The following is a 13305-nucleotide window of genomic DNA, read 5'->3' on the forward strand; positions in this document are numbered from 1 at the left end:
CAGTTTATTCAAATCGGTTGACAAACCAAGCCTGTCAACACGAAAAAACCCCGGAAAACCGGGGTTAAACACAGAAATGCCGGGCATTTAGCCCGGCATTGTATGCTTATTAGCCACTAGCAATGACTAATGTGCTGTTGAAACACCTGCATCGTCGTCCACAGGAGCGGATGCAACAGGCGTTTCAGGCTCTGTCCACTCGATCGGCTGCGGCTCACGAACCAGTGCATGTTTCAGCACTTCACCGACTCGCGACACTGGAACGATCTCAAGATTGTTCTTCACATTGTCCGGAATATCCGCCAGATCCTTGGCGTTTTCTTCCGGGATCAGAACCTTCTTGATGCCGCCACGCAATGCAGCAAGCAGCTTTTCCTTGAGACCACCGATCGGCAGAACACGTCCACGCAACGTCACTTCACCGGTCATCGCAACGTCCTTACGAACCGGGATACCGGTCATAACAGAGACAATTGCCGTGACCATGGCGATACCAGCCGACGGGCCATCCTTTGGTGTCGCACCTTCCGGTACGTGAACGTGTATGTCGCGCTTGTCGAACAACGGAGGTTCGATGCCGAAATCAACAGCACGCGAGCGAACATAAGATGCCGCCGCAGAAATCGATTCCTTCATCACATCACGGAGATTACCCGTGACAGTCATACGGCCCTTACCAGGCATCATGACACCTTCGATGGTCAGCAATTCGCCGCCCACTTCGGTCCATGCCAGGCCTGTGACAACACCGACCTGATCTTCGCCATCAATCTGACCATAACGGAAGCGCTCGACACCGAGATAATCGGAGAGGTTCTTGTCAGTGATCTTCACCGACTTCTTCTTCGACTTCAGAATCTCGGTCACGGCCTTACGTGCCAGAGTCATCATCTCACGTTCAAGGCTACGAACACCGGCTTCACGCGTGTAAAGACGGATAACGTTACGCAGCGCATCGTCCGTGACCGAAAACTCCTTCGGCTGCAGAGCATGATCCTTGATCGCCTTTGGCAGCAGGTGGCGCTTGGCAATCTCGAGCTTTTCATCTTCGGTGTAACCGGCAATACGGATGACTTCCATACGGTCCAGAAGCGGACCAGGAATGTTCAGCGTATTGGCGGTCGTCACGAACATGACGTTCGACAGATCATATTCAACCTCAAGGTAGTGATCCATGAAGGTTGAGTTCTGTTCTGGGTCCAGCACCTCAAGCATTGCCGATGATGGATCGCCACGGAAATCCTGGCCCATCTTGTCGATTTCATCGAGCAGGAAGAGCGGGTTGGACTTCTTCGCTTTCTTCATCGACTGAATGACCTTGCCGGGCATCGAGCCGATATAGGTGCGGCGATGACCGCGGATTTCAGCCTCGTCACGCACGCCGCCGAGCGACATACGGACATATTCACGGCCGGTAGCCTTGGCAATCGAACGAGCAAGCGAGGTCTTACCAACGCCGGGAGGTCCAACGAGGCAAAGGATCGGACCCTTGATCTTGGTCGAGCGAGCCTGCACCGCGAGATACTCGACAATGCGCTCCTTGACCTTTTCCAGACCAAAGTGATCGTCACCGAGTACGCCTTCGGCAAAGTTCAGATCCTGCTTGATCTTCGACTTCTTGCCCCAAGGAATAGACAGCAGCCAGTCGAGATAGTTACGAACAACAGTCGCTTCCGCCGACATCGGGCTCATGCTGCGTAGCTTCTTCAGCTCAGCCTGTGCCTTTTCGCGAGCTTCCTTGGAAAGCTTGGTCTTGTTGATGCGTTCTTCGAGTTCAGCCGCTTCATCGCGACCATCCTCACCATCACCAAGTTCCTTCTGGATCGCCTTCATCTGTTCGTTGAGGTAATATTCGCGCTGCGTCTTTTCCATCTGGCGCTTAACGCGGCCACGGATGCGCTTCTCAACCTGCAGAACCGAAATCTCGGATTCCATGAAGGCAAGTGCCTTCTCAAGACGCTCACGCACCGAGAGAATCGACAACATTTCCTGCTTTTCAGGAATCTTGATTGCGAGATGCGAAGCAACCGTATCGGCGAGCTTGGAATAGTCGTCGATCTGGCTGGCAGCACCAACCACTTCCGGCGAAATCTTCTTGTTCAGCTTGACGTAGTTTTCGAAGTCGGAAACCACCGAGCGGGCCAGAGCCTCAACTTCAACAGCATCTTCTTCCGGCTCAGGCAGAGCCGTTGCGTAAGCTTCGTGATAATCCTCACGATCGGTAAACTTGGAAACCTTAGCGCGCGCGGTGCCTTCGACGAGAACCTTGACGGTACCGTCTGGCAGCTTGAGAAGCTGCAGCACATTGGCGATCGTGCCGATTTCATAGATTGCATCCGGTGCCGGATCGTCGTCAGCCGCATTCTTCTGCGTTGCGAGCAGAATCTGCTTGTCGACACCCATCACTTCTTCAAGTGCTTTGATCGACTTTTCACGTCCAACAAACAGCGGAACAATCATATGGGGGAAGACTACGATATCGCGCAACGGCAGAACGGCATACAGCCCGTCTTCGCCACCCGCTGGGGTCTTCTGTTCAATACCCGTCATTATTCAGTCCTTTCTCAGGTCATTCGACCCGATTGCCACAGGCTGTGGCCCCTTTCATTATGAGGCAGTCCACAACCAGTGCTTCGGTCCATAATTGGAGTGTCGAACTCCTTAATTCAAGCTGCTTTAAGGGGCAGCATTCATAGAATCGTCATCTATCCTGCGCCGTCACGGGAATTTGTACAATAACAAGCGCTCGTTGTATTCAGCATCAGCCAAGACATAGACAAGAAAAAGGCCGCTTGCGCGGCCTTTTCCAAAAGTTCTCGCAATCGTCAGGCCGACGCATTGCCCTTTTCTTCCTGCCGCTCAGCGTAGATATAGAGCGGACGAGCGCTTCCATCCACAACATCACCGGAAATGACCACTTCCTGTACGCCTTCCAGCGTTGGAAGCTCGAACATCGTGTCGAGCAGGATCTTTTCCATGATCGAGCGCAGGCCGCGAGCACCGGTCTTGCGTTCAACCGCCTTGTTGGCAATCGCGCGCAGAGCGTCGTCGTGGAAGCTCAGCTCGACGCTTTCCATGTCGAACAGACGCTGATACTGCTTCACGAGCGCGTTCTTTGGCTCGGTCAGGATCTGTACCAGTGCATCGACATCCAGATCTTCCAGAGTGGCGATAACAGGCAGACGACCGACGAATTCCGGAATGAGACCGAATTTCAGCAGATCTTCGGGTTCCAGTTCCTTGAACACGTCACCGATACGACGCTCATCAACCGACTTCACGTTTGCACCGAAACCAATCGATGTCTTCTCGCCGCGTGCCGAGATGATCTTGTCGAGACCAGCAAAAGCACCACCGCAGATGAACAGAATGTTCGTCGTATCCACCTGCAGGAATTCCTGCTGCGGATGCTTGCGACCACCCTGCGGCGGTACGGAAGCAACGGTGCCTTCCATGATCTTCAGAAGCGCCTGCTGAACGCCTTCGCCCGACACATCGCGGGTGATCGAAGGATTGTCCGACTTGCGGCTGATCTTATCGACTTCGTCGATATAAACGATGCCACGCTGTGCGCGTTCAACGTTGTAATCAGCCGACTGAAGCAGCTTTAGAATGATGTTTTCGACGTCTTCACCGACATAGCCGGCTTCTGTTAGCGTCGTGGCATCAGCCATGGTGAACGGAACATCGATAATGCGTGCGAGTGTCTGAGCAAGATAGGTCTTGCCGCAACCCGTAGGGCCAACCAACAGAATGTTGGACTTTGCCAGTTCGATGTCGCTGCTCTTCGTCTGATGCGCGAGACGCTTGTAGTGATTGTGCACGGCTACAGCGAGAACGCGCTTGGCGCCCTTCTGGCCGATGACATAATCGTCAAGAACGTCCATAATTTCCTGCGGCGTAGGTACACCTTCGCGCGACTTCACCATCGAGGTTTTGTTTTCCTCGCGGATGATGTCCATGCAAAGTTCGACGCACTCGTCGCAGATAAATACGGTCGGGCCTGCAATCAGCTTACGAACTTCATGCTGGCTTTTGCCACAGAACGAGCAATAAAGCGTATTCTTTGAATCGCCGCCGCTGTTGCTGACTTTGCTCATTGCAGTTTCCTTTCAATTGACCGAATTGAACGCTATTCCGCGATGCGCCCACTTCAATCGTTTCTTCCGGTTCGGATCCAATTGAGGGAACAATACACCGTCGCCTCAATGGTCGTATCAGCAGTCAAAACGCACTGCTTACATTCTCTGGATTCCAGTCACCGCAGGCTTCCCGACCGAAGAAGCCTTTTTGGCGACTTTTGCAGAACCTTAGGCGGGGAACAATTGAAAAATCGCCATTCCCGCCAGTTTCTGCACAATCTGAGCGATTTTAGCGCACTGAACCCCAACAGATGCTTAACGCCACTCGTTAACCTTCAGGTACGAACAACAAATAAGCCGCTTTTGTGGCAAAGAGCACCAAAATATGGAGAGGCAGTCAAACTGCCTCCTCAAAATTACGTGGCTTCTTCAGTGCCTGCGTCGCGCGATTCGATCACCTTATCGATCAAACCGAACTCGAGAGCTTCCTGTGCGGTCATGAAATGATCGCGATCAAGGGTACGCTCAATCGTCTCATAATCGCGACCGGTGTGCTTGACGTAGGTTTCATTCAGACGGCGCTTCATCTTGATGATGTCCTGCGCATGACGCTCGATATCCGACGCCTGCCCCTGGAAGCCGCCCGAAGGCTGGTGAACCATGATGCGGGCATTTGGCAACGCATAACGCTGGCCAGTGGCGCCTGCAGTCAGAAGCAGCGAGCCCATGGAAGCAGCCTGGCCCATGCAGAGCGTGGAAACAGGAGGCTTGATGAACTGCATCGTGTCGTAGATCGCCATGCCGGACGTAACAACGCCACCTGGCGAATTGATGTACATGTTGATCTCTTTCTTCGGGTTTTCAGACTCGAGGAAGAGCAACTGCGCGCAGATCAGCATCGACATGCCATCTTCGACAGGACCGTTGACGAAGATAATGCGTTCTTTCAGCAAGCGCGAGAAGATATCATAGGCCCGCTCGCCACGGTTGGTCTGCTCGACCACCATCGGCACGAGGTTCATGACGGTTTCAATGGGATCTCTCATAATGGGCCTCTGCATATTTATGGCGAATATGAATCGTACGGATGTTCCATACATAGGGCTTTGCAGCCCTGTTCCGCAAGATGCCGATCAATCCCAGTCGGAATCCTGTTCGACAGGCTTAATGCCGCGTTTCTCATCGAGCATTTTGCGTGCCGTTTCAGTCAGGCGGGCCTGAATACGAACAGAGCCATCTTCCAGATCTTCGCGCTTCACGTCGCTGCCATGCTGGTACATCCAGTCGAGGATACGAAGCTCGGACGGAGAAAGCACAACATCAACAGTGCCAAGCGCGCCTGCAATGCGGGTCTCGATCAAAGAAAGCAACCTGTCAACGCCTTCACCGGTCCAGGCTGAAAGCGGGATGGGACGTCCCTCCTCGCTGCCTGCAGCCGCCAGACGGGAAGCCGCTTCACGGCCAGCTTCATCCAGATTGTCGATCTTGTTCCATATCTGGATCACGCGCTTATGATCATGCGGCTCGACGTCGAGACCAGACAGAATGCTTTCGACATCCTCGGCCTGTGCTGCATTGTCGGGGTCAGAAATGTCGCGAACATGCAGAATCAGATCGGCCTCAACCACTTCTTCCAGTGTTGCACGGAATGCAGCAACCAGATGGTGCGGAAGGTTCGAAATGAAACCCACAGTATCCGACAGAATAACCGTCTCGCCATGCGGCAAACGAATACGACGCAATGTCGGGTCGAGCGTGGCGAACAGCATATCTTCCGCCAGCACATCCGCGCCCGTCATACGATTGAACAGCGTTGATTTGCCCGCATTCGTATAACCAACGAGCGCGACAACCGGATGCGGCACCTTGCGGCGCTTCTGCCGGTGCAGCGTACGCGTACGCACAACCGTTTCAAGCTCACGCTTGATCTTCAAAATCTTGTCTTGAAGCATACGTCTGTCGGCTTCGATCTGCGTTTCACCCGGACCACCGAGGAAGCCGCTACCGCCGCGCTGACGCTCAAGGTGAGTCCAGCTTCGTACCAGACGGCCCTTCTGATAGTTCAGATGCGCAAGCTCAACCTGCAACGCACCTTCCTTGGTGCGCGCTCTCTCGCCGAAAATCTCGAGAATGAGGCCGGTACGGTCAATAACCTTGACGTTCCACTCTTTTTCAAGATTGCGCTGCTGCACAGGCGTCAGCGCATGATCAACGATAACAAGGCCAATCGCCTTTTCTTTGACGACTTCAGCAACAGCCTCAACCTTGCCGGTTCCCAGAAGGGTCGCAGGCCTCGGCTGATTGACGATCACGTTTTCGGCATGGGCAATTTCGAGATTGATCGCACGCGCAAGACCGACGGCTTCTTCCAGCCGCGCTTCATTGGAGCGCTGGAACTGGGGTCTCTCGCCTTCTTCACTTGCAGTGCTTGTATTGTGCCGCTCTGGCAAAATTGGAACGATAACCGCCGCTCTTGTGGGTTCTGGTTCAGACACACCAAATCCCTTGTTTTCATCGGCAGGCGATACGTTCTTACCCTTGAATTTCGACAAATAAACTTACTCCGGGATACGGAAACGAACTATCCAGCAGATAGGTCTCCGCACTTGCGGTTTCAAACAGAAGACGCCCCGGCTAATCAAATCATGATCCATATTGCCCAAACCGGGCGTGGATCGGAATCGAAAAAACTGGAGCGGTGTGACAGTTTCAAGAGATCACCACGCTCCAGCATAAAACTGGTCAGTTATAAACTGATAAGCGTCAGACTTCCTCACCCTCGAACATCTGTACCGGCTGGCTCGGCATGATGGTCGAAATTGCATGCTTGTAAACAAGCTGCGAATGACCATCGCGACGCAGCAATACGCAGAAATTGTCAAAGGACGTCACGATACCCGTGAGCTTCACGCCATTAATAAGGAAGATGGTCAGTGAAATTTTCTGCTTGCGTACAGAATTGAGGAAAAGGTCTTGAAGATTTTGCGATCGTTCAGCCATTGTTTTTATTCCTTTAATCGATCAGCAGTTTGTTCGTTTAATGCCAGACGAACACGCGCGCACACATAAATCAAGCACCCGGATTGCGCAAAGCCTGGCACTGATCGCAATTGCTGTGGAAAGACAACTGCTTCGCTCTTTAGCTTCGGTTAACAGGATGGGAATCTTTGCGCAACCAGCAAATTCAAATGCAGGCAAGCAATTCTTTCTAGGCACCAACGGATGAGCACTGATTTTGCTCGAAAGAAAGTGGCTCACCAAGCAGCGGTCTCACGCGGTCAATCGCCCACATATAGAAGCTTCCCGGTTGCATCGAGACGACTTCCTTATGCTTCTTATGGATATGAAAGCCAATGAAATCAGGATGTTTGGTAGGTTCAATCCCATAAGCCGGATCGTAAATCCGCGTCGCTTCCTTACCGACCCAGTAATAGAAATTCTCCTGCGGAGCTGCATTTCTGAAGATGCCATACTTGCGCGCCAGCCGGGATATGCCGTCATTTCCAAAAATAGTGATTCCAATGGCGGCGGGCGTAACTTCCTTACCGATCACGCGATAATAAAGCGGGCGCAGCTTTCCACGTCGCAATCCAAGCCAACGCGGCAACGGATAGCTGGCAGCCACATAAGCTTCAAATTCGCGGATAATCGGATGGTCATGCGGCAGATAAAGCGCGGACACGCCAACACGGAATCGATTCTCGCGCGCGAGATATGGTTTTGACGGGTCGGGATGAAACTGCTTGAGCAGGTAAACATCCGTATCAAGCCACACACCCTGCTTATGCTTCATCAGCATTATACGGAAAATATCGCTGAACTGAACGATCGTTGTCCGGCTGTGGAAATTCGGATAGCCGGGATCAAGACGCTTAAACACCAGCTCAGGCAGAATGCTGCTGGCATCGTGTAGTTCGACGCCCGCTGGCACGTTCTCGATAGGCGCGTATGAAAACAGCTTCACACGCTGACCGGTCATCACCATCGATGCCAGACAGATGCGATCAACATCGCGCAGCCGCGGCCCATACCAGAAAGTGCAGATATCCATGAATGACACCGAGGAAGAAGAACTGCGGCATCATATAAAGATCAGCTAATAAAATAGATACATCAAATTGCTAGCTAGAAGAACTCGAGGCTTACGCGGAACATTTGCTCCACATGCTTGATAGCATCAGCGGTCGCAAAGATCACAACACGGTCTTTCGGCTTGATGCGAACATTGCCATTGGGCTGGATAACCTGTCCGTCGCGATAGATTGCGCCGATTCGCAGGCCTTCCGGCAGATCGAGATCGCGCAGAGGCGCACCGACCAGCGACGACGTCTCAAGCGCTTCCGCCTCAATGATTTCCGCCATGTCCCGATAGACACTATAGACGGCACGGATACGACCACGCCGGACATGCTGCAATATCTTCGATACGGTAACGGCTTTCGGATTGATATAGGCGTCAATCCCCACCATGTGGGTGAAATCCTGATACGCAACCGTATTGATCAAAGCCATATTGGCCTTACAGCCAAGGCGCTTGGCCATGATACTGGAGAGGATATTGACCTGATCCTGATTGGTCAGCGCCACAAAAAGATCGGCGTCCTCGATATCGGCTTCCTGCAAAAGTGCCTGGTCAAGCGCACTGCCATGCAGAACCATGGTCCGGTTGAGCTGGTCGGCAATCGCGAAGGCGCGCTCGTGCTCGCTCTCGATCATCTTGATGCGCGTCTGCCACTTACGCTCTTCAATAGCCTTGGCGACATAAAGCCCGATATTACCACCGCCTGCGATAACAATACGATGCGCTTCCGGCTTCTCATGCCCGAATAATGACAGCGTTCTGCGGACCTGCTCACGGGTCGTGACGACATAGGCAAGATCACCGGCATGTAGTTGATCGTTGGAGCGTGGAATAAACAAGCTACCATTGCGAACAACGCCCACGACTGTCGCAGCCAGTCCAGGAAAAAGGTCGGATAGCTGTTTCAGCGGCGTATTGATAACCGGGCATTCTTCCAGACATTCGATGGCGAGACCGATGATCTTATCATCGGCAAATCGCAGCACATCGGTCGCGCCCTGTAAGGCGATGCGCCTCAAAACCACTTCACCGACCTCAAGCTCCGGCGAGATAATCACATCAATGGGCAGGTTTTCGCGCAGGAACAGGTCCTGATATTCGGCCTTGAGATAAGACTGTGCGCGAATGCGCGCAATCTTGGTCGGCACATTGAAAACCGAATGCGCCACCTGACAGGCCACCATGTTGACTTCGTCAGACAGCGTCACCGCAATAATCATATCGGCTTCGTTGGCACCGGCGGCGGCGAGTACATCCGGTTGCGAGCCATGGCCGACGAAGCCACGCACATCCAGTGTGTCGCGGACAATCTCGATATGGCGCGCGGACGTATCAATGACGGAGACGTCATTTTCTTCGGCAGCAAGCCGCTCGGCAATACCATAGCCGACCTGCCCTGCTCCGCATACGATTACACGCATATCATCCCGCCTACTTGAATATTAAACGCCGAGCGACTTCAGCTTGCGATGCAATGCCGAGCGTTCCATGCCGACAAATTCAGCCGTACGCGAGATATTGCCACCAAAGCGATTGATCTGCGCAATGAGATATTCCTTCTCGAAACGCTCACGCGCCTCACGCAACGGCAATGCCATGATGTGCTGATCGGATTCAGTCGGCGCGCGCGGCAGCGTGTCGCCAATTTCCGCAGGCAGAAGATCAGCGGTTACAGGTGCTTCCGGGTCATCGCCACGCGCCAGAATCATCAGGCGTTCAACATTGTTGCGCAGCTGGCGAATATTGCCCGGCCAGCTATGCGCCTGCAGAACTGCCATGGCGTCAGATCCGATTTTGCGCGGTTTGATACCGGCCTGCTCGGCAATCTGAGTCATGAAATATTCGACCAGCGATGGAATGTCTTCGCGGCGCGCTGCAAGCGGTGGCACATGTACAGGCACCACAGAAAGGCGATGGAAAAGGTCTTCGCGGAAAGTACCCTCGGCAATCATGCCTTCAAGGTTCTGTGCCGTAGAGGAAATGATGCGGACATCCACCTTTACGCGCTTGGTTCCGCCAACGCGTTCAAACTGCTGATCGACGAGAACGCGTAAAATCTTGTTCTGCGTTTCGCGCGGCATGTCGGCGACTTCATCGAGATAAAGAATGCCGCCATGCGCTTCTTCAAGCGCACCGACCTTGCGTTCACCACCATCCATTTCAGTGCCGAAAAGCTCAATTTCCATACGCTCTGGCGTAATGGTTGCAGCATTGACGGTCACGAATGGGCCATTGGCGCGGCTCGATTGCGCATGAATGGCGCGTGCCGCGAGTTCTTTACCTGCACCCGAAGGGCCGGTAATCATGATGCGGCTATTGGTTGGTGCAACGCGCTCGATAGTCTGGCGCAGCTGGTTGATCGCAAGTGACGCGCCAATCAGTTCCATACTGTTGCCGCCGCGCTTGCGCAGATTTGAAACCTCACGCTTCAGCTTCGACGTTTCCAGCGCACGTTCGGCAACCAGAATGAGACGATCCGCCTTGAACGGCTTTTCAATGAAATCATAAGCACCGCGACGGATCGCAGACACAGCCGTTTCAATATTGCCGTGACCGGAAATCATCACCACTGGCAGATCGGGATGCTGCTTCTTGATTTCATCGAGCAGTGCAAGACCATCAAGACGGCTGCCCTGCAACCAGATATCAAGAAACACCAAACGTGGCACGCGATCATCAATCGCCGCAAGCGCACTATCGGCATCAAAGGCTGTGCGGGTTTCATAGCCTTCGTCGCTGAGGATACCTGCAACGAGTTCCCGAATATCCGCTTCGTCATCAACTACAAGAATATCGGCTGCCATATCAGTTCACCTGTCCAATTATCTCGTTTCCGGGATTTCCCTCTTCCGCACCGGATGGACCGGCGGAAACCTCAGGAAAGATCATACGTATCATTGCGCCACGTCCTCCGTGGAAATCTGCTGGCGCATCATGCAATTCCAAATGTCCGCCGTGGTCTTCCACGATCTTGCGGACGATAGCGAGGCCAAGACCCGTGCCTTTTTCTCGCGTCGTCATATAAGGCTCCAGGAGCTTCTGACGATCATCACCCGGCAGACCTTTGCCGTTATCGATGACATCGACGATCAGGTTCCCGTCCGCCTTCATTGAGCGCACAAGAATATGCCCCTCGCCGCGCTCTTCCTTGGGCACAGCATCAATTGCTTCACTGGCATTCTTGATGACGTTGCCAAATGCCTGACCGAGCAAGCGGCTATCAAACGAACCAATCAGCTTTTCAGAACCATATTCATTGGCGAACTGAATATCCTGACGGCTGACTTCAATGAGGAACAATGCTTCCCGCAGCGCCTCGCGCATATCCATGGCCTTCATTTCAGGCTTGGGCATACGCGCAAAAGCGGAGAATTCATCGACCATACGACCAATATCGCCGACCTGACGAATGATCGTATCGGTGCATTGATCGAAGACTTCGCGATCCTCGGTAATCACCTTGCCATAACGACGACGAATGCGTTCAGCCGAAAGCTGGATCGGTGTGAGCGGGTTTTTGATCTCATGCGCAATGCGGCGCGCAACATCAGCCCATGCAGACGAACGCTGTGCCTGAACGAGATCGGTAATGTCATCAACGGTGACGACATAAGAGTGATCGTCGGATTCCGCATCCTCAACAGTTACCTGCACGTTGAAGGTACGCGCAACACCGCCACGAGTCATGCTGACCTGCTCGCGATGAACAGTGCGACCCGTCGTGCGGGCAACTTCAAAGGCCTGTCCGATTTCAGGAGCAATGCTGCTTAGACTCTTGCCAATTGCATCCTCTGAGCTGACCCCGAACATATGCTCGGCAGAGCGATTGAGGATCGAAATCGAGCCATCCGTTTCGATACCGATAACACCGGCTGTAACGCCCGAAAGCACGGCTTCGGAGAAGCGACGGCGCTCGTCGATCTGGTCTTTGGCAGACAGAAGTTCGTTACGCTGGCTCTTAAGCTCGGCGACCATGTTGTTGAAGGTGCCCGAAAGCGCACCAACGTCACCATCCGACGAGCGTACCGGCACCGAAATATCGAGATTGCCAGCAGCCACATCATCAGCAGCACCAATCAGCAGCCTGATCGGGCGAACCAGACGGTCAGCAACGGCAATACCGGTCCAAATAGCCGACAACAGAACAATGAGAGTCAGACCAAAATAGAGAAGCGCAAAAGCGATCTGGGTCGGGATGCGCGTAGCATCCATCTCCTGATAGCGTTCTGTGTTGGCTTTCATCAAACGCATTGCGTCCAATATCTGCTGATCGATAGCCCGAACCGTATAAAGATACAGATCCGGTATTTCGCGCATCTTGATAACAGCGCCGACGAAGTTCAGATCACCCGGGGGGATGATAACCGGCTTACCGTCAGAGGCTGTTTGCAGAGCATCTTCGGTAGGCGGTGGAAGACGTGTTTCCACACCAGTTTCGCTTTTAACGATAACGGTGCCGTCTTCACGAACCAGAAATGCACCGAGCAGCCCGCGGCCGCCGGCTTGCAGCGTCATATAGCGGATGAACCCGCCCCTATCGAGACTGTAAAGCGTGCGTTGAGCATCCAACTCCTGCAGCATCGAAAAAGAGGTGCTCTGCAAGTTAAGTGCCGTGTCGCGAAGATAGGAATCGGCCAAACTCTGCGACGAACTCACGATATCGCGTGTATTCGTATCAAACCACCGATCAAGTCCGAGATTAAGCGTCACGGAAGCGACAATTGCCACCACGATTGCCGGAACAGCCGCAATCAATGAGAACAGCGCAACGATGCGGACATGCAGACGAGAAGCTGCTTTTCCCGATCTGCGAGCCGATACGATACGGAAAATCTCGCGGCAAATCAGCAGGATAAGAAAAACAATCAGCGCCACATTGACGATAACCAACGCAATCGTCACGTTGCGATCAGGCGTGATTGGCGTGATACCGATGAGGATGGCAAAAGAAATTGACGCTGTAACCAGCGCCAACACAACGGTAATGATACCGGGCAATGCAAGAAGCCTGCGCCCCTCACCGCCTTGCGATGATCGCCCCACCTTATCCATATCCGTCGTCAGATTCGCTGTATTCATGTTAACCATGTTACCCAATAGCGTTGCATCTATGCAACGCATTGTGGCGAAAATGCAACGATT

The 13305-nt window shown here is 53.2% G+C and carries 9 protein-coding genes and 1 pseudogene; all 10 read right to left on the reverse strand.

Annotated features, from left to right (window positions below):
• Positions 1-126: 126 nt before the first annotated feature.
• The 10 genes and pseudogenes from lon to ABWV94_RS03320 all read right to left on the reverse strand — a co-directional run bounded on the left by lon (position 127) and on the right by ABWV94_RS03320 (position 13284).
• Positions 127-2550, reverse strand: coding sequence for an endopeptidase La (lon, locus tag ABWV94_RS03275; protein WP_007875107.1), 2424 nt, complete (start codon positions 2548-2550; stop codon positions 127-129).
• Positions 2551-2825: 275 nt separating this feature from the next.
• The gene (clpX, locus tag ABWV94_RS03280; protein ID WP_007875108.1) at positions 2826-4100 is read right to left on the reverse strand and encodes an ATP-dependent Clp protease ATP-binding subunit ClpX; all 1275 of its coding nucleotides are present in this window, start codon (positions 4098-4100) and stop codon (positions 2826-2828) included.
• 398 nt (positions 4101-4498) lie between these two features.
• Positions 4499-5128 (reverse strand): ATP-dependent Clp endopeptidase proteolytic subunit ClpP, encoded by a 630-nt coding sequence (gene clpP, locus ABWV94_RS03285; RefSeq protein WP_113498466.1) that lies wholly within the window; start codon positions 5126-5128, stop codon positions 4499-4501.
• An 87-nt stretch (positions 5129-5215) separates the two neighbouring features.
• Positions 5216-6634: a GTPase HflX gene (hflX, locus tag ABWV94_RS03290; RefSeq protein ID WP_079211936.1), complete on the reverse strand. Its 1419-nt coding sequence runs from the start codon at positions 6632-6634 to the stop codon at positions 5216-5218.
• A gap of 211 nt (positions 6635-6845) precedes the next feature.
• A complete protein-coding gene (hfq, locus tag ABWV94_RS03295; protein ID WP_007875113.1) occupies positions 6846-7082 on the reverse strand; it encodes an RNA chaperone Hfq in 237 nt (78 codons plus the stop codon).
• Positions 7083-7087: 5 nt separating this feature from the next.
• Positions 7088-7316, reverse strand: a pseudogene (locus tag ABWV94_RS03300) (hypothetical protein).
• Positions 7291-8133: a glycosyltransferase gene (locus tag ABWV94_RS03305; RefSeq protein ID WP_007875114.1), complete on the reverse strand. Its 843-nt coding sequence runs from the start codon at positions 8131-8133 to the stop codon at positions 7291-7293. The pseudogene ABWV94_RS03300 and the gene ABWV94_RS03305 overlap by 26 nt, the downstream one beginning before the upstream one ends.
• A 74-nt stretch (positions 8134-8207) precedes the next feature.
• Positions 8208-9584: a Trk system potassium transporter TrkA gene (gene trkA / locus ABWV94_RS03310; RefSeq protein ID WP_007875115.1), complete on the reverse strand. Its 1377-nt coding sequence runs from the start codon at positions 9582-9584 to the stop codon at positions 8208-8210.
• A gap of 21 nt (positions 9585-9605) precedes the next feature.
• Positions 9606-10967 carry a nitrogen assimilation response regulator NtrX gene (gene ntrX, locus ABWV94_RS03315; protein WP_007875116.1) on the reverse strand — a complete coding sequence of 454 codons (1362 nt, stop codon included), beginning with the start codon at positions 10965-10967 and terminating at the stop codon, positions 9606-9608.
• A 1-nt stretch (position 10968) separates the two neighbouring features.
• Positions 10969-13284 carry a sensor histidine kinase NtrY-like gene (locus ABWV94_RS03320; RefSeq protein ID WP_113498468.1) on the reverse strand — a complete coding sequence of 772 codons (2316 nt, stop codon included), beginning with the start codon at positions 13282-13284 and terminating at the stop codon, positions 10969-10971.
• Positions 13285-13305: the final 21 nt, after the last annotated feature.

It is taken from the genome of Brucella sp. NBRC 12953 (assembly GCF_040369775.1).
In the GTDB taxonomy this organism is placed as follows: Bacteria; Pseudomonadota; Alphaproteobacteria; order Rhizobiales; family Rhizobiaceae; genus Brucella; species Brucella pseudogrignonensis.

Coding starts and splice junctions, on each gene's coding strand:
- lon (WP_007875107.1), bottom strand. CDS start 2,550: ATGACGGGTATTGAACAGAAGACCCCAGCGGGTGGCGAAGACGGGCTG.
- clpX (WP_007875108.1), bottom strand. CDS start 4,100: ATGAGCAAAGTCAGCAACAGCGGCGGCGATTCAAAGAATACGCTTTAT.
- clpP (WP_113498466.1), bottom strand. CDS start 5,128: ATGAGAGATCCCATTGAAACCGTCATGAACCTCGTGCCGATGGTGGTC.
- hfq (WP_007875113.1), bottom strand. CDS start 7,082: ATGGCTGAACGATCGCAAAATCTTCAAGACCTTTTCCTCAATTCTGTA.
- ABWV94_RS03305 (WP_007875114.1), bottom strand. CDS start 8,133: ATGGATATCTGCACTTTCTGGTATGGGCCGCGGCTGCGCGATGTTGAT.
- trkA (WP_007875115.1), bottom strand. CDS start 9,584: ATGCGTGTAATCGTATGCGGAGCAGGGCAGGTCGGCTATGGTATTGCC.
- ntrX (WP_007875116.1), bottom strand. CDS start 10,967: ATGGCAGCCGATATTCTTGTAGTTGATGACGAAGCGGATATTCGGGAA.
- ABWV94_RS03320 (WP_113498468.1), bottom strand. CDS start 13,284: ATGCGTTGCATAGATGCAACGCTATTGGGTAACATGGTTAACATGAAT.